This window comes from Marinobacter fuscus (assembly GCF_003007675.1).
GTDB lineage: Bacteria > Pseudomonadota > Gammaproteobacteria > Pseudomonadales > Oleiphilaceae > Marinobacter > Marinobacter fuscus.
In genome coordinates this window covers 1-23,198 of record NZ_PXNP01000103.1, presented here as the reverse complement: position 1 = coordinate 23,198, position 23,198 = coordinate 1, and the positions used below count along the sequence as shown (strand labels likewise).

Below are 23,198 nucleotides of genomic sequence, written 5' to 3'. Positions count from 1 at the left end.
GGTTCCTCAATAAGGGTCATTGATATTAGCTATCGTGAAAGCGCAATGAATAAGTATTATTGCGTCTTCAGCTGAGTCAGTGATCCCATTATAAAAGCAACAAGTACACATTAAAGTGTTCGTCGGAACAGGTAGCTCAGGAATAGGGAGTAAGGGATATGTTAATTTTGACTCGCCGTGTAGGCGAAACCCTGATGATCGGAGACGAAATTACCGTCACCGTTCTGGGGGTAAAGGGGAACCAGGTTCGCATTGGTGTTAACGCGCCGAAAGATGTAGCCGTTCACCGCGAAGAAATTTATCAGCGCATCCAGTCTGAAAAAGACACAGATGAGCCCGAATCGGGCAATCGTTGATCAATTGAAAAGTCGCTCTTGGAATACTTGAGCGGCTTTTTTCATTTTAAGGGAAATTGACCAGAAAAATTTCGTGTCAACCCTATGAAAACTCAAAAATCGTGGTAGTATACGCCCCGTTCTCAAGGAGAGGTGGGTGAGTGGCTGAAACCAGTTCCCTGCTAAGGAACCGTACGAGCAATCGTACCGAGGGTTCGAATCCCTCCCTCTCCGCCATTTCCCTTTTCGGGGAAACAGAGACAGGTTGAAGTAGCGATCAACCAATGTGTTTATGATGCGCGGCTGTAGCTCAGCTGGATAGAGTACCTGGCTACGAACCAGGCGGTCGGAGGTTCGAATCCTCCCAGCCGCGCCACTTCATACAACACCACCAGTTTTAGCGGCTGTAGCTCAGCTGGATAGAGTACCTGGCTACGAACCAGGCGGTCGGAGGTTCGAATCCTCCCAGCCGCGCCATATCAAACGAAAAACCCTGCCTTGTGCAGGGTTTTTGTTTGTATACCCCAAGGTTTAAAGGGATTTGAACCGACAAGAGGTTCGACCGCAGCGCGCCATGCGCGCGAAGGAACGCCGGAGCGCAGCGACGGCGGCCCCGAAGGGGAAGGGCCGAAGGCCCGCGTAATCCTCCCAGCCGCGCCAAATCAAACAAAAAACCCTGCCTTGTGCAGGGTTTTTTGTTTGTATACCTCAAGGTTCGAAAGGATTTGAACCGACTAGAGGTTCGACCCTCCGTACATACCCTCATCACCAGCCTCCGCCTTTATTGACCGTCGTCAAATCCTCAATTGCCCCGACGCCTAGAGTTAATGTCGCCACCTATTTAATTCACGTCAGCGACATTGGTCGGAGAATTTATGGATACCATCCGCCGGGAATTACTGGGGCAGATTGCCAAACTTACCGCCGGAGCCGCGCTCATTCCCCTGAGCAGCGTTGCCTCCGCTGGCATTAACGATCAGCCAGCCAGGCGGGAAGGAGACCCTTCCAAGCGTTATGGCATGCTGGTCGACCTGCGAGCCTGCATCGGTTGTCAGGCCTGTACTGTGTCCTGCCATATCGAGAACGAGGCCCCTCTGGGCAGCTTCCGAACCATCGTGTCGCAGTACGAGGTGGAGCATGAAGAGACCGGCGATATCGCTACCTTTATGCTGCCGCGCTTGTGCAACCATTGTGATAATCCGCCGTGTGTACCGGTGTGCCCGGTGCAGGCAACTTTCCAGCGGGAAGACGGCATTGTGGTGGTTAATAACGAAGCCTGTGTGGGTTGTGCCTACTGTGTTCAGGCCTGCCCATACGACGCCCGCTTTATCAACGAATACACCCAAACTGCCGACAAGTGCACTTTCTGCGCCCACCGGCTGGATGTGGGGCTGTTGCCTGCCTGTGTCGAGTCCTGCGTTGGCGGGGCCCGAATCATTGGTGACATGAAAGACTCGGACAGTCAGATCAGCCGGATGCTGGAAGAGCACTACGACGACATCATGATTCTGAAGCCGGAAATGGGCACAGCGCCCCATGTGTTTTATCTGGGTATGGATGAGCGTTTTATGTCCCGGCCGGATGCCAAGCCAGCTATCTGGGACGTCAGGGATCAACAGGGTGAGGAGATCGGTTATGAATTCGGCAGTCATTGAGGTTCTCACACCTCGCTACGGCATCGCCTGGTACCCCTGGGCGGTACAGTACTTCTTCATGATCGCGATTTCCTATTCGGCGCTGTTGCTGACCATTCCCGGTCTGCTGATGGGTAAGCGCAACTACCAGGCACTGGCGAAGGTGGCTTTGCTGGTCACGGTCAGTTGCACGCTGGTGGGCCCGGTGGCTTTGCTGGCCGACCTTCATCAGCCGCTGAGGTTCTGGCACTTTTACGCCAACCTCACGCCCTGGTCCTGGATGTGGTTGGGGAGTTTGTTGTTGCCCTTGTATCTGGTGTGTGTGGTGGCCTATGCCTGGTTGGCCTGGCGTCCCGCCATGCAGGAGCAGGCCCGGGGCGATGGCTGGATTGCCCGGCTATCTGGCTGGATCGTCCTGGGTAATTGGCACGCGCCCCGCTGGATGCTGGTGCTGTGCGGTCTTGGCGCGTTGGTGATGTCGTTCGGCATCATGCTCTACACCGGTGCCGAAGTGGCCATCGTCAAGGCCCGCCCCCTGTGGCATACCCATTGGTTGCCCGTGATGTTTGTATTCACCGGGCTGGTGGCCGCTGCCGGGTTGGTGATTCTGGTGAATCGCCTGATGACCGGTAATGACGAAGAGGTGAATGGCCAGAGCCTGAAAGTGATCTTCGGCAGCATGGTGCTGGCGGGCCTGGTGGCGGCGCTCTGGCTGGCCGAGGGTATCACCGGGTTCAGCCCGTCTGTTGAAGCGGCGTTTGCCTCCCTGCAGGGCAATCCGGAATGGCGTGCGGTCGCAGTTTACGGCCTGCTGGTTGGGGTAGCTCTGACATTGGCCGCGGCCTGGATGTTGCGGCGTAACGGCAATGTCGCCAAGGCCTGGCTGGCGGGTTTGCTGGCCGTGCATATCGGCTGGACCTTCCGCTGGATGGTGTTGATGGAAGTTCAGACCGTGGCCAAGAATACCGCCGGATATTACCAGTACGTGCTTGATATGGGTTCCAGCGGGCTGCTGGGGATTCTGGGCACCTTTGGCCTGTGGCTGGCTGCCTTGTTAATCATCGATATTCTGGTGCCCTGGAAGCGTGACCTCCAGGTTGGCACCCACTGATTCACACCGTTGGAGCGGCATAATGGACAATAACCGTCGTAATTTTCTCAAAGGGGCCGCCGCGGCCGGTGGTGCGGCGACCTTCGTGGCAGGCTACTACGGGCCTCTGGAAAAAATGGGCAAGGGCCTGGTAAACGGAACCTCCGGTAAAGTGCCCGCCGACCGTTTGCACGGCAACAGCCTGGCACCGGAGTACTCGGTGGACCCGGCAACTGGTGAAGTGGCACTGAACCCGGATCAGCGGATCGCCTTTACCGTTTGTTACGGCTGCACCACCAAGTGTGGTGTTCGGGTTCGCATCGACAAAGAGCAGGACAAGGTGCTGCGGGTGGCAGGCAACCCTTATCATCCCTTGTCTTCCGATGAGCACCTGGACGAGCAGACACCGGTACTGGACGCCTTCCGCCAGATGAGTAGTTTTAAGGATCAGGGCCAGCTCAACCGTTCAACCGCCTGCGCCCGAGGCAACGCGGCCATGGCGCAACTGACCAGTGACCAGCGGGTGCTGAACTGCCTGAAGCGCACCGGCCCCCGTGGCAGCAACCAGTGGCAAAGCATCTCGTTTGAGCAACTGCTGGAAGAGATCGTGGAGGGCGGCGATCTGTTCGGCGAGGGTAAGGTGGAAGGCCTGCGCTCGATCCGCGATCTGAAAACACCGCTGGACCCGGATAACCCGGAATACGGCCCCAAGGCCAACCAGTTGTTGATGATGGAAGCCACCGACTACGGCCGCTCTGCCTTGCTCAAGCGGTTTGCGTTTAACGCCTTCGGTACCCGCAACTACGGCCACCATGGTGCCTATTGCGGGCTGGCCTTCCGGATGGGGGCGGGCGCCCTGATGAACGATCTGGCAAAAAACGCCCACGTGAAGCCGGATTACACCAACGCCCGATTTGCGCTGTTCATTGGTACCGCGCCGAGCCAGGCCGGTAACCCGTTCAAGCGTCAGGGCCGGCTGCTGGCCAAAGCCCGTACCACCGGTGAACTGGAATACGTGGTTGTCGATCCGGCATTGACTGCTGCCACGTCCCATGCGGCCGGTGAGCGGAACCGCTGGGTTCCGATTCTGCCGGGCACCGATACCGCCTTTGCCATGGCCCTGATTCGCTGGTTGCTGACCAACGAAGGCTACGCCGCGGATTATTTGTCGATACCGGGCAACCAGGCCGCCGCGAAAGCAGGCGAACTGGGCCACAGCAACGCCACGCACCTGGTGATTGATGACGACAGTCATCCCCGCGCCGGTCACTTCCTGAGAATGAGCGATCTGGGTAAGGCGACGGCGGGTGCCGACGATGATCATCCGGTGGTCCTGTCAGCCAATGATGAACTGGTGAGTTCTGAAGCCGTCGACCGGGCGAATCTGTTTGTCGAGCGCCAGGTGGATACCGTGGCAGGCCCCGCCCTGGTGCGCAGCTCCCTGTTCAAGCTGCGCCAGGAAGCGACCCGGTTCACCATCGACGAATACGCCAGCATGTGTGGCATCCCGGCCGAGACCATTCGTAAGCTGGCCGAACGCTTTGCCAGTTTCGGCCGTACCGCCGTGGCCGACACTCACGGCGGCATGATGTCGGGTGCCGGTTTCTACGCCTCTTACAGCATCAATATGCTCAACCTGCTGGCGGGCAACTTCAACATGAAAGGTGGCTCAGCCAAAGGCGGCGGCAGCTACAACGGGGTGGGCAAAGGCCCAAGGTATAACCTGGCGGATTTCCCGGGCAAGGTGGGCCCAAAAGGCGTATTCCTGTCTCGCAGCCGGTTCCCCTATGAGAAAACCAGCGAGTACCGGCGCAAGGTGGAAGCGGGCGAATCTCCGTATCCGGCCACGGCGCCCTGGCGCTCGATTGCACCACCGATTCTGACCGAACACCTGTTGTCCGGCCTGGAGGGGTATCCCTACAAGATCAAGGCTATGATCGGTGTGATGGCTAACCCGATGTACGGCCAGGCCGGGCTGACCAGCTTGCTGGAAGAGAAATTGAAAGACCCGGCCAATATCGGCCTGTTCGTGGCGGTTGACGGCTTTATCAACGAAACCAACCGGTTTGCTGATTACATTGTGCCGGATTCGGTGATGTATGAAGTCTGGGGCTTCACCGGTGCCTGGAGTGGCACCCTGACCAAGATGACCACGGCCTGCTGGCCGGTAGTGGAGCCGCGCCAGGCCAAAACCGCCAGTGGTGAGCCGGTGAGCATGGATAACTTCTTCATCGAACTGGCGCGCAAACTGGACCTGCCGGGCTTTGGTGACAACGCCATTGAAGGTGCCGATGGCCGGATGCATCCGCTCAACCGGGCCGAGGACTTCTACCTGCGGGCGGCGGCCAACATTGCCATGGCCGGTAAACCTCTGCCTGCGGCCTCGGAGCAGGACATTGTGGCCGGTGGCATTGAGCCGCTGATGGAGCGTATCAGCACCACAGTGGCGGCCGATGAAGTGGGGCCGGTTGCGCACCTGTACTCCCGGGGTGGCCGGTTCGAGAGCATGGATAAGGCCTACGATGGCGACAAACTGGGCAATGCCTGGACCAGACCGCTCTGTGTCTACAACGAACAGGTGGGCACCACCATCGACAGCTACAGCGGCAAGCGCCTGACCGGCACACCGATGCACCACGAACCACGTTTCTGGGATGGCTCCACCCTGCGGGAGCACTACCCTGAAAGTGACTGGCCGTTGCTGGCGTTTTCGTTCAAGTCAAACCTGATGAACTCTTACGCCATCGGCCTTGAGCGGCTGCGGATGATCAAGCCTTACAACCCGGTGTTGCTGCACCACAAAGACGCGGAAAAGTATGGCGTTCGCCATGGCGATACCATCCGTATCGAGAGCCCGGGCAACAGCGTGCTAGCTCTGGCACTGGTGGGTGATAACGTGCATGAAGGCGCCATCGGCATCGAGCACGGCTATGGCCACCGGGAGCTGGGTGCGTCCAGCCATGTGATTGATGGGGAAGAGCGCCCGGGTAACCCCTACCTCGGGGCCGGGGTGAACATCAACGATCTGGGCTTTGGCGACCCAACTCGCAAGGACGGCACCGCCACCTGGCTGGAGAATGTGTCCGGTGCGTCCATCCGGCAGGGCTTGCCGGTGCGGATTCGGGTGGTAGAGGGGGTTACCACATAAGATCGTCGGGGATTTCGTACCCGGCGTAGGGGTCGTCTTCTTCCGAATCGTCCTGCTGGCGGTCGTGCAACACAATCACGGCCGCCTCGTCCCGTTCCATGATCTTGCGGGCCACTTTCTCGGGTACCACGTCGTAGTTTTCGCCCAGGCGAACCACGGCGAGGCGACCCCGGGAAAGCTGGTCAACCATAAGGTCGTCTACCAGAATCTTTTTGATCTTCTTGCCATCGACAAACTGGTAAGAGGTCTCACCCTTGCTGCGATCCAGCCGATTGGTTTCAATCAACTGGCGGATCTGCGCCTGAATAGCCTTTTTCTCGGCCTGCTGCTTACGTTCAAGGTTCAGTTGGCGGTCACGTTCAGCCTTTTCTTCGCGGGCCTTGCGGGCCCGTTCTTCCGCTTCGTTCACCGGCGCTGTGCCTTTGGGTTGCTGCTTGCGCTGCTTTTTCTTTGCGTTGCGTATCTCTCGGGCTTTCTTCTCGTCGGCCAGCCCGGCTTTCATTAACTGTTCCTGCAGTGAGGCCATCATTGACTCCGTGGATTCGTGATAAACTCCAATGATCAGCTCGCCAGTATACTCTGGCCATGCTCGTGCAATCATCCTTAATGCCTCTCATCTCCGGATTTCCCTATGTCATCCTTTAAAGCCCTTGGTCTTTCTGAATCCATGCTGTCCAATCTGGAGCGGCTGGGGTACACCACCCCCACGCCGGTGCAAAGCCAGGCGATGCCCCCCGCATTGGCGGGTAACGATGTAATAGCGATGGCGCAGACCGGCAGCGGCAAAACGGCCGCGTTTGGCATTCCCTTGATCGAGACTCTCCAGCCCCGGCGGTTTGCGGTGCAGAGCCTGGTGCTGTGTCCTACCCGCGAACTGGCCGACCAGGTGGCGAAAGCTCTACGGGAGCTGGCCCGGGCCAAGGACAACGTGAAAGTGTTGACACTCTGTGGCGGGGTACCGATCGGCCCTCAGATTGGCTCCCTCAGCCACGGCGCGCACATTGTGGTGGGCACTCCGGGGCGGGTTGAGGATCACCTTCGCAAAGGCACCTTGTCGCTGGAGCAGCTTCGGATTCTGGTGTTGGATGAAGCCGACCGTATGCTGGACATGGGCTTTGAAGAAGCCGTTGCCGGTATCCTCTCGCAAACCCCGGACAACCGACAAACCTTGCTGTTCTCCGCCACCTGGCCGGCGGCGATTCGCACGTTGAGCGAGCGTTTCCAGAGCGAGCCGGTGGATGTGCGGGTGGCGTCCGGCCAGACCGACGTCACCATTGAAGAGCTGTTTTACGAAATCCAGCCGGAGCAGCGCACCCGCGCCGTGGCGGCTTTGCTGTCACGCTTCCAGCCGGTCTCCTCGCTGGTGTTCTGCACCACCAAGCGGGATTGTGACGAGCTGGCGGCAGAGCTCGGCGAGTTGGGTTTTTCGGCGCTTTCATTGCACGGTGATCTGGATCAGAAAGACCGTGACAGCGCCTTGGTAAGGTTTGCCAATCAGAGTTGCAACGTGTTGGTGGCTACCGATGTGGCAGCACGAGGGCTGGACATCAAGGGGTTGCCTCTGGTGATCAACGCCGAACCGGCACGGGATCCGGAGGTGCATACCCACCGGGTAGGGCGCACGGGGCGCGCCGGAGAGCAGGGCCATGCGGTGACGCTGTGTACGCCCAGCCAGGGCCATAAAGTGACCCGACTGGAAGCGGCAAAGGGCACTACGGCGGCATGGCAGGATACTGAAGCCTTGCTCGCGGAGCCCTGCAAGCCGGTTATCCCGCCGATGAAAACCCTGTGTCTGGCCGGTGGCCGCAAAGATAAGGTGCGCCCGGGTGATGTGCTGGGAGCGCTGACCGGAGAAGCGGGGATACCGGGGGCTGCGGTGGGCAAGATCGATTTGTTTGATTTTCAGTGCTTCGTTGCCGTGCAGGCCGACCTGGCGGGGAAGGCCCTGGCGCGGCTTGAGAAGGGACGGGTAAAAGGCCGGAAAATTCGTGTTCGCTACGCCTGATTTTGTGCTTTTCCGGGTATAGAAAGCGGCTTTAGCGAGCGTAAAACGCTCGGAAATTCCCTATAGAAATGTGTGCTTCTGGTTGCTCCTGATCAATGAAACCGGTAAATTACGCACGATTTTGCCTCCCGAATTGTCGTTGCGGGCTATTAGACTTTTGGTCTAGATGGCCCTGTCAGCGGGCGGTACGGGGAAATCACACAAACCAATACAGGTAGCTGTTCGATATGAATGAGCTGATGTCACAAGCCGTAGATTTGATGATTGCCGGCATGGGGTTCGTGTTCGTGTTCCTGGTTATTCTGGTGTTCGCGACCGGCTTTATGTCCAAAATCATTCTTCGGTTTGCGCCGCCAGAGCCGGCAACCCCGGCCAGAACGCCACGTGCCAAGCCGAAGGCGCCAACGTCGGTTGACCCTGACACTGCCGAGGCCATCAAGAAGGCGATTGCACAATACCGGGCACGCCACAAGAAGTGATCCGGGCACAAGATAGAACCTTTTAACAGAAGGCTGACACGATGACTGACACGAAAAAACCGCTGGGGATAACGGACGTAATTCTGCGTGACGCCCACCAATCCCTGCTGGCCACCCGCATGCGCCTGGATGACATGCTGCCCATTGCCGAGAAACTCGACAAGGTCGGCTTCTGGTCTCTGGAATCCTGGGGTGGAGCTACCTTTGACTCCTGTATCCGTTACCTGGGCGAAGACCCCTGGGAGCGCATCCGCGAACTGAAAAAAGTGATGCCGAACACTCAGCAACAGATGCTGCTGCGCGGCCAGAACCTGCTGGGTTACCGTCACTATGCGGATGACGTGGTAGACCGCTTCTGTGAGCGTGCCGCCGAAAACGGTGTCGACGTGTTTCGTATTTTTGATGCCATGAACGATCCCCGCAACATGGACCGTGCGATCAAGGCCGTGCGCAAGACCGGCAAGCACGCCCAGGGCACGATTGCGTACACCACCAGCCCGGTGCATACCATCGATATGTGGGTAGAGCTGGCGAAGGAAGTTGCCGACATGGGTGCGGACTCCATCGCCATCAAAGACATGGCGGGTATTCTCAAGCCATACGTGGCGTTTGATCTGGTCAGCCGACTGAAGAAAGAACTGGATATTCCAATCCATATGCAGTGCCACGCCACCACCGGCATGTCGACTGCTACCGCGATTAAAGCGGCGGAAGCCGGTATCGATAACGTGGATACGGCCATTTCGTCCATGAGTATGACCTATGGCCATTCACCCACCGAGGCGGTGGTGGCCATTCTGGAAGGCACCGATCGTGACACCGGCCTGGACCTGAACTTGCTGGAAGAAATTGCCAGCTACTTCCGCCAGGTGCGCAAAAAATACGCGAAGTTTGAGGGAAGCCTGCGCGGTACCGATTCCCGCATTCTGATTGCCCAGGTTCCGGGCGGCATGCTCACCAACATGGAAAACCAGCTACGTGAGCAGAACGCCAGCGACAAGTTTGACCAGGTTCTGGATGAAATTCCCAAGGTGCGTGAAGACCTGGGCTTCATTCCTCTGGTAACTCCAACCTCGCAGATTGTCGGTACCCAGGCGGTACTGAACGTGTTGACCGGCGAGCGTTACAAATCCATCTCCAAGGAAACCTCTGCCATTCTCAAGGGTGAATACGGCGCGGCGCCAGCTCCCATGAACAAAGAGCTGCAGGAGCGTGTTCTGGATGGCAAGGAAGTGATGACCTGCCGCCCGGCGGACGTGCTTGAGCCGGAAATGGACAAGCTGACCGACGAGCTCAAGAAGCTGGCGGACGAGAAGGGCATCAAGCTGGCCGACAACCTTGAGGACGACGTGCTGACTTACGCACTGTTCCCGCAGATTGGCCTGAAGTTCCTGGAAAACCGCAACAATCCGGATGCGTTCGAGCCGGTTCCGACCGCCGAAGATGCCGCACCTGCCAAGAAAGCCGGTGGCCCCGAAACTTACACCGTGGATGTAAACGGTAAGAAGTTTGTGGTCGCGGTTTCCGAAGGTGGCGAAATTACCCAGATCCAGGGCGAGGGTGGTGCCGCATCTGCACCAGCCGCTGCCGCTCCGGCACCCGCGGCGGGTGAAGGCGAGCCTGTGGTGGCTCCGCTGGGCGGAAACATTTTCAAGGTGCTGGTGTCACCGGGTGACACCGTTGAGGAAGGCGATGTGCTGATCATCCTCGAAGCCATGAAGATGGAAACGGAAGTTCGCGCATCGAAGGCCGGCACCATCGGCGAAGTGTTCATCAAGGTCGGTGACGCCGTCTCTGTTGATGATGAAATGCTGACAATCGCATAAGGGCCAGCATTCCATGGATAAATTAATGACACTCTGGACAGGTAGCGGCCTGTTCAATATTGAGCTCGGCCAGGTGATCATGATCGCCATCGGCCTGCTGCTTCTCTTCCTTGCCATTCGCAAGGGTTTTGAGCCGTTGCTGCTGGTTCCCATCGGGTTTGGCGGTATTCTGGCGAATATTCCGGAGGCAGGGCTTGCCCTGACTGCGGCGGAGAACGCCATTCACTTTGCGCTGCAAGGTGGCAAATCCGAGATTCTGGCTGCGCTGGCGGCACCGCTGGACGTCGCTTACCAGGTTGGACAAGCGATTACGCCTGAACTCAAAGACGCGTTCAAGGTGGCGGTTAAAGAAGCCAGTTACTCCGAAATGGCGATGGCTAATTCCATTGCCCAGGATTTCGGCTACGGCAACGGCATGCTCTATAACTTCTACTCTGTGGTTATTGGTAGCACAGTCGGGCCGCTGTTGATCTTCATGGGTGTTGGTGCAATGACGGATTTTGGACCGTTGCTGGCGAACCCCAAGACCATGCTTCTGGGTGCAGCGGCTCAGTTCGGTATCTTCGGTACCGTGATTGGTGCGGCGCTGCTGGATTGGACCGGGGTATTGGACTTCAACATCCTTGAAGCCGCTGCGATCGGCATTATTGGTGGCGCTGATGGCCCCACTTCCATCTATGTAGCGAGCGTGCTGGCTCCGCACCTGCTGGGTGCGATTGCAGTCTCCGCCTATGCATACATGGCGATGGTGCCGATGATTCAACCCCCGATCATGAAGGCTTTGACCAGCGAAAAAGAACGTGCGATCAAAATGACCCAGCTCCGTCCCGTGAGCAAGAAAGAGAAGATCGTCTTCCCTCTGGTTGTCCTGATTGCTGTGGTTCTGTTCCTGCCCGATGCAGCTCCGCTGCTGGGTATGTTCTGCTTCGGTAACCTGATGCGTGAGTGTGGCGTGGTCGAGCGGCTGAGCGATACCGCACAGAACGCGCTAATCAACATTGTAACCATCTTCCTGGGCCTGTCTGTTGGCTCCAAGCTGATGGCCGACAAGTTCCTGGATGGCCAGACGCTGGGTATCCTGGGCTTGGGTATTGTGGCTTTCGGTGTGGGCACCGCTTCCGGTGTACTGATGGCGAAACTGATGAACAAGTTCAGCAAAGAACCGATCAACCCGTTGATTGGCTCCGCGGGCGTATCCGCGGTACCCATGGCGGCGCGGGTGTCCAACAAGGTGGGCCTGGAGGCCAACCCGCAGAACTTCCTGCTGATGCACGCTATGGGTCCGAACGTGGCCGGTGTTATCGGCTCTGCGGTGGCTGCCGGTGTGATGATCAAGCTGTTGGGCTGATTAATACCGGAATAGCAAACCCTGAAAAACCCCGCCGGCTTTGGTCGTGCGGGGTTTTTTATTCCTTTTTGGCCGGATTTGTGACCGGACTCCGGCAGTCACTGGGTGCAACACCGAACTCCCTTCGAAAAGCTGTGGCGAAGTTGGTGGCACTGGTATAGCCCGCCAGATCCGCTGCCGCTTCTACACTGATGCGTTCCCGGATCAGGGCTTCTCTGGCAGCGTCGAGATAGTGACGGCGCAGGTAATGCCCCAAAGCTTCACCAAAGCTGGCCCGAAAACGGCGCTGAAGATTGCTCAGGCTCATGCCCAGTTCCCGGGCCAGCTCGGCTTGAGTTGCACGGCGGGCCTGCCCGCTGTCAATCAGATTCATCAGGCGGGTAAGCTGCGCATCGGGGATGCCTGCGTTGCCTGGCAGTGTGACGAACGACGGCTCTTTCTCGGCCGTAATATGGCCGAGTGCTTCACTGGCGAAAGACAAAGCGAAACCCGTGAAGGCCATCTGGTAGAAGGGCCCGTCGTGGTCTGTTTCACTACAGAACAGGTTGGCGGCCTGTTCCTGCAGGTGGCTGGACGGCTGCCATTGCCACAGAGCTGGCGCAATGCCATCGGCAGACATCAGCAAATGCTCAAACCCGTGGCGGGCAAGCCATTGAGGGGTTAGGGTCAAAGTCAGGGTTTGCTCGCGGCTTCCCGGCTTGCCCTGTCGCTGGAATTGTGTCTTTGAGGGCAGCACGGCCACCAACCCGCTGCTTGGGCCGCCGGGGCCGAGTTCTACGCATTCGTGTCCGTAACGGATACGCGCCAGCCCGTCGATCACCAGCGCAATTTTGATGCCTGCAGGCAATTCAGCCCGGCTGGTCAGGCCATAGTGATCCTGCACGTTTGCCAGCCGCAGGCGCATGCCTGGTTGCAGTTCCGTCACCTTCATATAGCCCGATAGCAGAGCCATACGTTTTCGATTGGCTGGAAATTCGAGTTGTTGAGTAATGACCAGTGGCGCAGAGAGCGCCTGGAGTTGACTGGCGTTTATCCCCTGGCCAGGTGTGGATTCAGTCACTGATATCTCCGGGGTGTCATAGTGCAGGGCGTTTCGCGGTGCATCTGATGTGTAGGCAAAGGCATTTGCCGCATTCCCATAGGCGGTAGACAAGCTGTACTGGCATAATCTGCCGCCAGAGTCGGTATTGTAACGCATTATCATTCGCAATAAATATCGACACCTGACGTATCGACGATGGGAGTCCAAGATGGCGATGTCACGCAACGATGAAGTTCACGGTTCAAACAAGCGGTTTTTCAGGGTTACAGCGGGTGGAGCCTTGTTACTGCTGGGGTTGGGGCAGAATGCGCTGGCGCAGCCGCTGGAGCCGGTAACCCGCCTGGATGGGATTACCGTGGAAGGCAACCGCTTCTATGAAATGGATGCTTCGGAAGCTCGCGGTGGATACGGCATCGAATCGGCAACCGTCGGCACCAAAACTCCGGCGACCCTTCGTGATATTCCGCAGTCGGTGAGTGTGGTCACCCGTGAAGCCATTGACGACCAGAACCTGAATACCCTGGATGAGCTCGGCCGGAAGATGCCGGGGGTGCGTGTATTGAGTAACGACAATGGCCGGTCGTCTATCTATGCCCGGGGATATGAGTACGACGAATACAACATTGATGGCCTACCTGCGCCCATGGCCAGCATTAACGGCTCGGTGCCATCATTGTCGGCCTTTGATCGGGTGGAAATTATGCGTGGCCCGTCCGGACTGTTTAACAGCACCAGCGAAATGGGCGGGATTGTGAATCTGGTGCGAAAGCGCCCGACCGATGACTTTAAGGCCCACATTCAGGCTCAGGCTGGCACGGAAGAACAGTTGGGTGCCCAGGCGGATATTGGAGGCCGGCTGAACGAGAGTGGCAGTGTGCGCGGCAGAGTGATGGCGGATCGCACAGACCACGCCAGCTACGTGGATTACAACGAGAATGAACAGAGCGATCTTTATGCCGCGGTCGATATTGAACTGAGTGAGAATACCACGCTCGGTCTGGGGGTGCTGCGCAACACCAAAGACATTGTGGTGGACAACGGTCGCCCGCTGGGTAGCGACGGCAAGCTGATGTATGGCTCCCAATCCGACTTCTATGGCGCCAAATGGAATAATTTCGAGAGCCAGGCGAATGACTGGTTTGCAGAACTGACTCACAGCTTTTCAGGGGGTGGTTTTGGCCGTGTGGCTACGCGCTATTCCAGCCGCCAGGCAGATTTCAATTACGCCTTTGGCGGCAGTGCGCTGGATGCCAACCAGACCCTCAGCGTATCGGGAATCGGCAGCCACCTGGAGCAAACGGCACTCGCCGTGGATGCCAGCTACAGCAAGCCGTTTGAGATTTTTGATAACGTGAGCGAGTTTGTTGTGGGCACGGATTTCAAACGCTATGAAACCGACAATGAATCTGCCAGAGCCCGTGGGCTGGCCAAGGGTGTGACTCGTGAACAACTGAACAACCTGACTTACATCGACATTCTGCAGGCGGGCCGGGACAGCGGAAAAGGGTATAGCAACAGTGCAACCCGGCTGAAGGAAACCGGGCTCTACGCCAAGCTGACGCTGAGACCACTGGATGGCCTGGCGCTGATTGCCGGTAGCCGGGTAAGCCGGTACCAGGCGGAGGAAACCGATAAACTCGGGGGCAGCAGGCAGAGCAGCGAGGATACGGTATTCACCCCCTATGCAGGGCTGGTGCTGGACCTGAACCCTCAGCATTCGCTGTATGCCAGCTACTCGCAGGTGTTCAAACCGCAGACCAGCGTAGACGCTGACGGTGACTTGCTGGAGCCCCGGGAAGGTGACCAGTATGAGTTTGGCGTGAAGGGTAGCTATTTCGGCGGTGCCCTGAATGCCCGGGTGAGCGGTTTCAGGCTCTATGATACGAACCGTGCGGCACCGGTGCCGAACGAGAGCTACGCATCGGCAGTCGGTAAAATGCGAATTAACGGTGGTGAAGTGGAAATCAGTGGCAGCCTGACTCCGCAATGGGATCTGATTGCCGGATACACCTACATGGATACGAAAGTAGAACGGGCATCCAGCGCCCGGGATGACGGCATTTTCCTGCTAATGCCGGAGAATCAGGTAACCCTGTGGACTCAGTATGAGTTCGCCGGTGGCCAGTTGCATGGTCTTCGGGTGGGCGGTGGCGTGACCGCCATGAGCGACTTTGAGGCAGCGGCAGGCATTGAAGCACCAGGCTATGCGGTGATTGATGCCATGATTGGTTATGACTTCAATGATAGCCTGAGTGCCCAGCTGAACCTGAACAACATTCTTGATCGGGAATATTACAGCCGGGTTGGTGCTGCGGGCACTTTCAACATGATGGGGGCTCCGGCCAATGCCGTTGCCACACTGCGCTATGACTTCTGATGCTGCGCGATGACTGCTTGTAAAACCATGGGAACCCCGTCAGTCCTTGCCGGGGTACTGCTTCTGCTGTTGATGTACCCCGCCATGACCTTCAGTGCAACCGCCGGGTCGGGTGAAGTTACCTTGCCCGGTACCCGGATGTTTGAATTGGCCTCGCCGGATACCGGCGATCGCTACCTTATCCAAGTAGCCGAACCGGAAGCCCCGGCGCCGGAGAACGGCTATTCGGTGCTCTACCTGCTGGACGGCAACGCCTACCTGCCACTGATGCAGGCCGCACGAGATACACTGCTGCGCGCAGGCCCACGGGAAGGCAGTCCGCTGCTGATTGTGGCTATTGGTTATCCGGGCACAGAGCGTTTCAATTTTAACCGGAGAGCCCGTGATTTCACGCCGCCCGGTGCTGCCTTCAACAAACCTGAGCAGAATCACGGAGGCGCGGAGCGCTTTTTGACGTTTCTGACCGGGCAGTTGAAACCGGAAATCCGGCAACGCTACCTGGTGAATAGTGACAAGGAGGCCCTGGCAGGCCACTCCCTTGGCGGATTGTTTACTCTGTATACTCTTGCGCAAAGCCCCGGTAGTTTTGAGCGCTTTATCGCCATTAGCCCCTCGTTATGGTGGCTTGGCGAAGCCCCGGTGCAGGCGCTGGTACAGCAGCTGGCAGACGAACAGGCCGGGCAGACCGCGCCGCGCATTCTGTTGGCGGTGGGAGAGCGGGAACAGAGCCGGGCGATGGTGGAGAATGTGTCTGAACTGGCCCGATGGCTCACCCGCAACCGGTCCGGCTGGGCATTGCAAACGGAGGTGTTTGCCGGAGCCGGTCACGGCAGTGTGATGTGGCCAGCCGCGCAGCGCACTATGGAGTTTGTGGCACCGGATCAGTGAAAATCCCGGGAACTGACGGGTAGAGCCTGAATAAGGTGGCTCAGATCTGACAGTTTCCCTGCCATCACGTGAATAATATCCCCCTCTTTCTCGACAATGCCTTTCACGTGTAACAACCGGGCGGTGAGCAATGGCTTGCGTTGGCGGCGGGCGGTTTCCAGCCAGACCACCACGTTGATGTTGCCGGTTTCGTCTTCCAGCGTGACAAAGGTAACGCCCGAGGCAGTCCCTGGCCGCTGGCGGCCGGTCACCAGCCCGGCCACCTGCACCGGAATGCCCGCCCGGACAGCCCGCAACTGTTCGGCGTTCAGGCAGTGTTTCAGGTGGCCTTGTTCCCGCAGCAGGGCCAACGGGTGGCGCTGCAGGGTCAGCCCCTGGCTGCTGTAATCCGCCATGATGTTCTGGCCCTCGCTGGGTTCTGGCAACAAGGGGCAGGGCTCCTGCGGATAGTCATCGTTTTCTTCCTGCACAAACAAAGCCGTCGGTTCTTCATGCTCAAGAAGTTGCCAGTAGGCCTGGTGGCGGTTCTGGGTAAAGCCAGGCATGGCATTGGCGCCCGCCAGCAGTTCCATGTCGCGCTGGTTCAGCCCGGCCCGGGCCCGCAGTTCCGAGGCGGACTGGTAGCCGTTGGCCGGGCGATTCTGTTCAATGCGTTCTGCGCCACCGGCAGATAACCCCTGAATAAGGCGCAGGCCAAGGCGAAGCTGCCGGGTTTTGCCTTCCAGGGTGTGTGCCCAGGCGCTGTGGTTTACATCCGGCGGCAGAATCGTCACCTCATGACGTTGGGCGTCCTGCACCAGCTGGCTGGGGGAATAGAACCCCATGGGTTGGCTGTTAAGCAGGGCACAGTAAAACGCCGCGGGGTGGTGTCTTTTGATCCAGGCCGAAACATACACCAGCAAGGCAAAACTGGCGGCGTGGGATTCCGGAAAGCCATAGCCGCCAAAACCGCAGATCTGTTTGTATAGCCGTTCGGCAAACCCGGCATCGTGGCCGCGCTCCAGCATGCCCTGAATCAGCTTGTCCCGGAACGGCGTCAGATCGCCATGGGATTTCCAGGCCGCCATGGCCCGGCGCAGCTTATCGGCCTCGCTGGCACTGAAGCCAGCGGCCACCATGGCCAGTTTGATCACCTGCTCCTGAAAAATGGGCACGCCCAGGGTACGTTCGAGTACCTGGCGAATGGCATCGTTGGGAAACTCTACCGGCTCCAGGCCGTGCTTACGGCGCAGATACGGGTGCACCATGTCGCCCTGAATAGGGCCGGGGCGCACAATAGCCACTTCAATCACCAGGTCGTACCAGGTTTCCGGTTTCAGGCGCGGTAGCATGTTGATCTGGGCCCGGGACTCCACCTGAAATACGCCAATGCTGTCGCCTTTCTGGAGCATGGCATAGGTGGCCGGGTCTTCCTGGGGTACATCCTGAATACAGAAGCGATGGCCTTTTTCTTCGCTGATCAACGCCAGCGCCTTACGGATGGCGGTGAGCATGCCCAGGGCCAGCACATCCACTTTCATCAGACCCAGGCTCTCCAGGTCGTCCTTGTCCCACTGAATAACTGTGCGCCCCTCCATGGCGGCATTCTCCACGGGCACCAGTTCCGACAGCGGGCCGGCGCTGATGACAAAGCCGCCCACGTGCTGGGACAAATGGCGCGGAAACCCCAGCAGGGTATTCACCAGCGTAAAAAACTGGTCTGCCACTTTGGGGTTGCGGGTAAGGCCTTTGTCCAGAATCTGCTGGCGCCAGCCGGTGGCCTTGTCGCGCCAGTCGATGCCATCCAGCAGCTTTTCCACCAGAGCGGCATCAAAGCCCAGAGCCTTACCGACATCGCGAATGGCGCTGCGGGGGCGATAGCGGATAACGGTGGCCGCCAGCGCCGCTCGCTCCCGGCCATAGCGCTTGTAGATGTATTGAATGACTTCCTCACGTCGCTCGTGCTCGAAATCCACATCGATATCCGGCGGTTCATCCCGGTCTTTGGAAATAAAACGCTCGAACAATAACTCCACATTAGCCGGGTTTACCTCGGTAATGCCCAGGCAATAACAGACCGCCGAATTGGCCGCCGAGCCACGACCCTGACAGAGAATGCCCTGATTGCGCGCGAACGCGACAATGTCGTGAATGGTGAGGAAGTAGTGCTCGTAGTTCAGCTCGCCAATCAGCGCCAGTTCTTTGCGGAGCAGGGCCTGAACCTTCATGGGAGTGCCGTGCGGGTAGCGCCGCTGCTCGCCTTCCCGGGTGAGCCGGGCCAGGAATGAGGCCGGGGTTTCCTGCTCCGGCACCAGATCCGGCGGGTACTCATAACTCAGGCTGCCGGGCTCGAACGTGCAGGCTTCGGCAATGGCCAGGGATTCTTCAATCCAGTGAGCCGGAAATAGCCGATGCACCACCGGCATCGGCCGCAGATACCGCTCGGCATTCTGGAACAGGCAGTGGCCCGCGTGTTCCAGCGTGGTGTGGTGGCGCAGAGCGGTAAGCACATCCTGCAACGGCTGGCGCTCCCGCCGGTGCATATGCACCTGCCCGGTGGCTACCACCGGGCACCGTAACTGATCGGCAAGCCAGCGAACACGGGCCAGCTGCTGATCTTCTCCGGCTTCCAGCGTGCGGGTGGCGGCGATGCGCAGCCGGTGTTCGAATACCCGTTGCAGCCATGTCCCTTGCGCCAGCACCTGCTCATCATTGGCCCGGCAGACTTCAGATGGCAGCCACAGGCACAGGCACTGATCCAGGCTGTGGTTTTCGATGTCCTGACAGAACAGCTGGTACTGGCCCTTGCTGGCCCGGCGTCGAGCAGTGGTAATCAACTGGCAAAGCTGGCCATAACCTTCGCGGGTCTGCGCCAGCAGGATGAAACGGGCAGGGCAGATGGCGCCTTCCGGCGCATCATCCAGTTCGAACCAGCTGCCGGTGATCAGTTTGATCGGGCTGCCTTTCAGCGCTGCCCAGGCCCGGGGAATACCGGCCACTGAACAGGCATCGGTAATGGCCAGTGCCCGGTAGCCAAGTTCTGCAGCCTGCTCCGCCAGTTCATGGGGGTGCGAGGCGCCGGTCAAGAAAGTGAAATTACTGAAGCAGAAGAGTTCTGCGTACCCGGTAGCCATCAGCCAAACCACCCATGAATAAACCAGCCATCCCGGACATCGCGGAATACCCAGGCCAGTTCCCCCTGCGGTAACCGGGCAATGTAGTAATCCCGGTGTACCCGCTGGCCATCCCACCAGCCAGCACTGATGCGTTCCGGCCCGGAAAACCAGGTGGTGGGGGCTTGGGCCAGCGGACGAGGGGTGGGCAACAGCCAAAACGGGCGTGCCGGTAATGCGGCTGCCTCAGTGGGTAACTTGCGGGTGCTGGCGGGTGTAACGGCGGAGGCCGCCCAGGCAAGCTCTGGGCGATGGTCTGCCCGGGGGAGTAGCTGCTGCAAGGCATCGTTGCCCAAGCGAGCTTGCAAACGGCTGATTAATGTGTGCCAGGCTTCGTTCAGATCCTGTCCGTCGCCCAGAAGATCCTGCCCGGAAGGGGCTTCCCGGCCGAGAAAGCGTTTGACGGCCAGGGTCAGGCTGATGACCGGTGCCCGTAACGGTTGCTGGTCGAGCTTCAACCGCAGGAGCTTCAGAAAACTGTCGGCCCGATGCTCCGGGCCGGTGGTGCGCAGGGTCAGCCGGGTAGCCTCTTCATGCCGGTGTTGCAGTACCAGAAGCAGGGTATCGGTATCTTGCTGGCGCCAGCACAGATCCTCTTCCAGCTCCGCCAGAATTCGTTGCAACGCAAACAGCAGGCCCTGTGTGTGCTCGACTTCCTGGATGAAATCCGCCCGCTGATGAAACCGGTGCGGCGGTTGCCAGGGCGATTTCGGATCTGGCCGGGTACCCTGGATTTTCTGCACCCGTGCCAGCAGTTCCGGCGACAGCCTGCGGGCCAGTTCCTTGGCCGGTAACTGAAACACCTCGCCCAGCGTGTTCAGCCCCAGACGATGCAGGCGGGTACAGGCTTTTGCATCAAAACCGGCAGCAACCAGTGGCAATTGGGCCAGGGTGGCCAGAATATGGCCATGGTCGGCAGAGCAATCGCCCTTGCCAGATTGCGCCAGTAACTGTGCCGCCAGAGGCGTGTGCCCTAGCGCCAGCCAGGCGGTGAGCCTGCGCTCGGCCAACGCCTGTTCCAGGGTTTGCCACACCGCGGGCAGGCCGCCATACAGCCGCTGCAGGCTACTGACTTCGGCCCACACGCCGCCGGGGGTTGCCAGTGTAATATGGGCCGCATAGCGATACAGCCAACGGGCCTGATCTTCCAGCAGCGAGGCTTCCTGCTGCGGAGCGGCATGCAGAATGTGCAACTCTGGCGCCAGCCCGAGCGCGGTTTTCAGGCGCATACCAGGCTTGATGCCCAGAGTACTGGCCTGCGGGCATACCTGAAGAATCGCCTGCCCGGCGGCATCCACCACTGCGAGCGCGCCGCCGGTTGGCTGGCTACGCCGGGTGTGATCCAGCAGCAGGTGTGGAAAATGCACATACAGCCACAGCATTGATCAGGTGGCTCCGGCTTGGGGCCATGGACCTGCGACGACCTGGGGTGCGCCATTGGGGGCGATTCCGGCCCGATGCCCCAGGGCCAGGGTACAGCGTTGCCCGGGCCAACTGCCCCGGCGTTTCAATATATGGATTTTGAGATCCTGGTGATCACCGGGCACCAATTCCAGCCGGAGAGCCGCGGGTGAGTGCTGCTCTGCTTGCTGGCGACAACGGAACAGAATGCAGACATTATTGCCTGCCTCTGAGGCCAGTTGCAGCCGACGGATATCACGGCTGGCGAGCTTTCTGGGCCAGGCCATGACCAGCCCGGTCACCGGAGAGCGCAGGCAGTTTTCCAGTGTCCACAGAAAATCGGCCGGGTTTCTGGTGTGAATCACCACCAGTTGTTCGGCTGGCACACCGGCCCTGACCAGAGCCGGGGCATAGGGTGTGTGGGGCGGGTTCAGCCAGAACATACTTTTCTGCTGCCGGGCGACCGCCTGCATCAAAGGCAACACCAGATGCAGTTCCCCGATACCGCAACGATCCAGCAGGCACTCGCTCAACGCACCTTTGGGCCAGCCCAGACCGCCAAGCTGATTATCCAGTGCCTGATAGCCGGTATGCTCTGCCGGTGCTGCCCGTTGCTGAGGCTTGTGACCCTGCCAGATGCGAGTGTCCTGAAGTAGGTGGTTCAGTGATTTGCTCATGGCGATTCTCGAATACTGTTTATATATACAGTATTATGGAAAAGCGCTGATTTCAACCGCCGGGTTGATAAACCGGAGCAGGGCGCTCAGGATGAACGCTCACCCAACAATCAGGGAGACCGCAATGCCTGAGCTTAGTCAGCAAAGCTGCACGGCCTGCAGTGCAGACGCACCCAAAGTGACGGCCGCCGAGAAGCAGGCGCTGATGGAAAGCCTGCCCCAATGGGAACTGGTGGTTCTGGACGGTGAGGAACAACTAAAGCGGGTATTTACCTTCAAAAACTTCGCGCAGGCCCAGGCCTTCACCAACCAGGTAGCCGACCTGGCCGAAGCCGAAGGCCATCACCCGGCCATTCTGCTGGAGTGGGGCAAAGCCACTGTACGCTGGTGGACGCACAAAATCGGCGGCTTGCACAAAAATGACTTCATCATGGCCGCCAGAACCGACGCGCTCTACTAAAACGCCTCGTCTACCGGGCTGCGAACGCCAAACCCACCCTTGCGCACCACATGAGTGTAAATCTCGGTGGTGCGTACATCAGAATGCCCCAACAACTTTTGGATAGTGCGCAAATCGTAACCCGCTTCCAGAAGCCGTGTGGCAAAACTGTGCCGAAACGTGTGGCTGCCCGCTGGTTTGTGAATGCCCGCCTGACGAACAGCAGTTTTTATGTGCTTCTGAACCGTGCGATCCTGCAAGTGATGCCGCCTTCGGATACCTGAGCGGGGATCAATGGAAAGATCCGGCGCCGGAAACACGTATTGCCAGTCTGCCTCCTGGCTTGCGTTCGGGTACTTTTTGGCCAGTGCTGCGGGCATATAGACCGAGCCAAAACCTTTGGCCAAATCCACCTGGTGTAAAAGTACGGCCGAGTTGATTTGGCTCCTCAAAGGCTCTATCAAGCGATCCGGGAGCAGGGTTATTCTGTCTTTGCCGCCTTTGCCTTCACGCACGATCAGTTGCTGCATCCCGAAATCAATATCCTTCACCCGCAGGCGCAGCGCCTCGTTAATACGCAGACCGGCACCGTACAGCAGCATGGCCACCAGCTTGTACTCACCGCTCATATTCTCGATAACCCGCCGTGCTTCGTCCGGGCTGAATACCACCGGCAACCGTTGGGGCTTTCTGGCCGCTTCGTACTGAAGGTTATCCAGGGGCGTACCCAGAAACTCCCGGTACAGAAAAATCAGAGCATTCAGCGCCACCCGCTGGGTACCCACACTCACATTGGCCTGCAGTACCAGGTGCGATAAAAATGCCTCGACTTCTGATGTGCCCATGGATTTCGGGTGCTTTTTGCTATGGAAGCGAATAAAGCGCTTGATCCAGAAAACGTAGGTTTTCTCGGTTTTATAGGCCAGCCCCCGGAGCCGGATAAAGTTCCTGAGCTGATCCAGAAAACGCGTTGACTGGGGCGAAATGGGGGTACGGATGTCCATATCCTGGCTCCTTGTTGTTACTGTTTTTATATACAGTATATCGGTTTTCTGGATTGTCAATCATGCATCTGAAAGCGGAGTTATACGAACGCGTTCGCAAAAGCCCGGAAAATCCGGGAGAAATGTTGCTAAGTTTCTGATAGTTTTGGGAACTAGAAGAGGGCAGGATGGAGATATACGCCCGTATTTTGGAGCAGGAGTGGCTCGAACCGGGGCGTATAACTCCAGCGGTATCCGTTATTTTTTTGTTAACTGATTGATATTTATGCGTAAACCTGCTCTTTTTATTGGCTATTTTTCTGGAGTTATACGAATGCGTGTTCTACGAACGCGTTCGTAGAATTAACTGTTAT

Annotated in this window: 17 protein-coding genes and 3 tRNA genes; 14 read left to right on the top strand and 6 right to left on the bottom strand. The window is 58.4% G+C overall.

Annotated elements, in window-relative coordinates; all coding sequences use genetic code 11:
- Positions 1 to 158: 158 nt before the first annotated feature.
- The 7 genes from csrA (at position 159) to C7H09_RS14860 (ending at position 6,207) form a co-directional block, all read left to right on the top strand.
- Positions 159 to 356 carry a carbon storage regulator CsrA gene (gene csrA / locus C7H09_RS14890; protein WP_106764067.1) on the top strand — a complete coding sequence of 66 codons (198 nt, stop codon included), beginning with the start codon at positions 159 to 161 and terminating at the stop codon, positions 354 to 356.
- A gap of 126 nt (positions 357 to 482) precedes the next feature.
- A tRNA-Ser gene (locus tag C7H09_RS14885) sits at positions 483 to 572 on the top strand.
- Positions 573 to 634: 62 nt separating this feature from the next.
- Positions 635 to 711, top strand: a tRNA-Arg gene (locus C7H09_RS14880).
- A gap of 24 nt (positions 712 to 735) precedes the next feature.
- Positions 736 to 812: transfer RNA gene (locus tag C7H09_RS14875), tRNA-Arg, on the top strand.
- Between the two features lie 398 nt (positions 813 to 1,210).
- On the top strand, positions 1,211 to 1,990 hold the full coding sequence (gene dsrO, locus C7H09_RS14870; RefSeq protein WP_106764065.1) for a sulfate reduction electron transfer complex DsrMKJOP subunit DsrO: 780 nt from the start codon (positions 1,211 to 1,213) through the stop codon (positions 1,988 to 1,990).
- Positions 1,971 to 3,080 carry an NrfD/PsrC family molybdoenzyme membrane anchor subunit gene (gene nrfD / locus C7H09_RS14865; RefSeq protein ID WP_106764063.1) on the top strand — a complete coding sequence of 370 codons (1,110 nt, stop codon included), beginning with the start codon at positions 1,971 to 1,973 and terminating at the stop codon, positions 3,078 to 3,080. Before dsrO ends, nrfD begins: the two co-directional genes overlap by 20 nt.
- A 22-nt stretch (positions 3,081 to 3,102) precedes the next feature.
- Entirely contained in the window at positions 3,103 to 6,207 is a 3,105-nt protein-coding gene (locus tag C7H09_RS14860) for a molybdopterin dinucleotide binding domain-containing protein (protein ID WP_106764060.1), read from the top strand.
- Here C7H09_RS14860 and C7H09_RS14855 read toward each other — a convergent pair.
- Positions 6,197 to 6,733, bottom strand: coding sequence for a DUF2058 domain-containing protein (locus C7H09_RS14855; RefSeq protein WP_106764403.1), 537 nt, complete (start codon positions 6,731 to 6,733; stop codon positions 6,197 to 6,199). The genes C7H09_RS14860 and C7H09_RS14855 overlap by 11 nt on opposite strands.
- Before the next feature lie 105 nt (positions 6,734 to 6,838).
- On the opposite strand from C7H09_RS14855, the gene dbpA reads away from it, so the two are divergent.
- The 4 genes from dbpA (at position 6,839) to C7H09_RS14835 (ending at position 11,865) form a co-directional block, all read left to right on the top strand.
- Complete coding sequence (gene dbpA, locus C7H09_RS14850) at positions 6,839 to 8,212, top strand: ATP-dependent RNA helicase DbpA (protein WP_106764058.1); 1,374 nt, start codon at positions 6,839 to 6,841, stop codon at positions 8,210 to 8,212.
- 227 nt (positions 8,213 to 8,439) lie between these two features.
- A complete protein-coding gene (locus tag C7H09_RS14845) occupies positions 8,440 to 8,691 on the top strand; it encodes an OadG family protein (protein WP_106764055.1) in 252 nt (83 codons plus the stop codon).
- A gap of 41 nt (positions 8,692 to 8,732) precedes the next feature.
- The gene (gene oadA, locus C7H09_RS14840; protein WP_106764053.1) at positions 8,733 to 10,517 is read left to right on the top strand and encodes a sodium-extruding oxaloacetate decarboxylase subunit alpha; all 1,785 of its coding nucleotides are present in this window, start codon (positions 8,733 to 8,735) and stop codon (positions 10,515 to 10,517) included.
- 13 nt (positions 10,518 to 10,530) lie between these two features.
- Entirely contained in the window at positions 10,531 to 11,865 is a 1,335-nt protein-coding gene (locus C7H09_RS14835) for a sodium ion-translocating decarboxylase subunit beta (protein WP_106764050.1), read from the top strand.
- Positions 11,866 to 11,923: 58 nt separating this feature from the next.
- On the opposite strand, the gene C7H09_RS14830 is transcribed toward C7H09_RS14835, so the two are convergent.
- Positions 11,924 to 12,925: a helix-turn-helix domain-containing protein gene (locus C7H09_RS14830; RefSeq protein ID WP_165794837.1), complete on the bottom strand. Its 1,002-nt coding sequence runs from the start codon at positions 12,923 to 12,925 to the stop codon at positions 11,924 to 11,926.
- Between the two features lie 190 nt (positions 12,926 to 13,115).
- Here C7H09_RS14830 and C7H09_RS14825 point away from each other — a divergent pair, with 190 nt between their 5' ends.
- Together C7H09_RS14825 and C7H09_RS14820 are read left to right on the top strand one after the other, a co-directional pair.
- Entirely contained in the window at positions 13,116 to 15,284 is a 2,169-nt protein-coding gene (locus C7H09_RS14825) for a TonB-dependent siderophore receptor (protein WP_106764044.1), read from the top strand.
- Positions 15,285 to 15,311: 27 nt separating this feature from the next.
- Positions 15,312 to 16,172: an alpha/beta hydrolase gene (locus C7H09_RS14820; RefSeq protein ID WP_165794836.1), complete on the top strand. Its 861-nt coding sequence runs from the start codon at positions 15,312 to 15,314 to the stop codon at positions 16,170 to 16,172.
- On the opposite strand, the gene C7H09_RS14815 is transcribed toward C7H09_RS14820, so the two are convergent.
- The 3 genes from C7H09_RS14815 to imuA are packed head-to-tail and all read right to left on the bottom strand — an operon-like array spanning position 16,166 to position 21,402.
- Positions 16,166 to 19,285, bottom strand: coding sequence for an error-prone DNA polymerase (locus C7H09_RS14815; RefSeq protein ID WP_106764039.1), 3,120 nt, complete (start codon positions 19,283 to 19,285; stop codon positions 16,166 to 16,168). The two genes, C7H09_RS14820 and C7H09_RS14815, sit on opposite strands and share 7 nt — an antisense overlap.
- On the bottom strand, positions 19,285 to 20,706 hold the full coding sequence (locus tag C7H09_RS14810; RefSeq protein ID WP_106764037.1) for a Y-family DNA polymerase: 1,422 nt from the start codon (positions 20,704 to 20,706) through the stop codon (positions 19,285 to 19,287). The genes C7H09_RS14815 and C7H09_RS14810 overlap by 1 nt, the downstream gene beginning before the upstream one ends.
- A gap of 3 nt (positions 20,707 to 20,709) precedes the next feature.
- Entirely contained in the window at positions 20,710 to 21,402 is a 693-nt protein-coding gene (gene imuA / locus C7H09_RS14805) for a translesion DNA synthesis-associated protein ImuA (RefSeq protein ID WP_106764035.1), read from the bottom strand.
- Between the two features lie 124 nt (positions 21,403 to 21,526).
- Between imuA and C7H09_RS14800 the strand changes: the two genes are divergently transcribed.
- The gene (locus C7H09_RS14800) at positions 21,527 to 21,862 is read left to right on the top strand and encodes a 4a-hydroxytetrahydrobiopterin dehydratase (protein ID WP_106764032.1); all 336 of its coding nucleotides are present in this window, start codon (positions 21,527 to 21,529) and stop codon (positions 21,860 to 21,862) included.
- Here C7H09_RS14800 and C7H09_RS14795 read toward each other — a convergent pair.
- A complete protein-coding gene (locus tag C7H09_RS14795; protein WP_476738590.1) occupies positions 21,859 to 22,839 on the bottom strand; it encodes an integron integrase in 981 nt (326 codons plus the stop codon). The two genes, C7H09_RS14800 and C7H09_RS14795, sit on opposite strands and share 4 nt — an antisense overlap.
- Positions 22,840 to 23,198 lie beyond the last annotated feature (359 nt).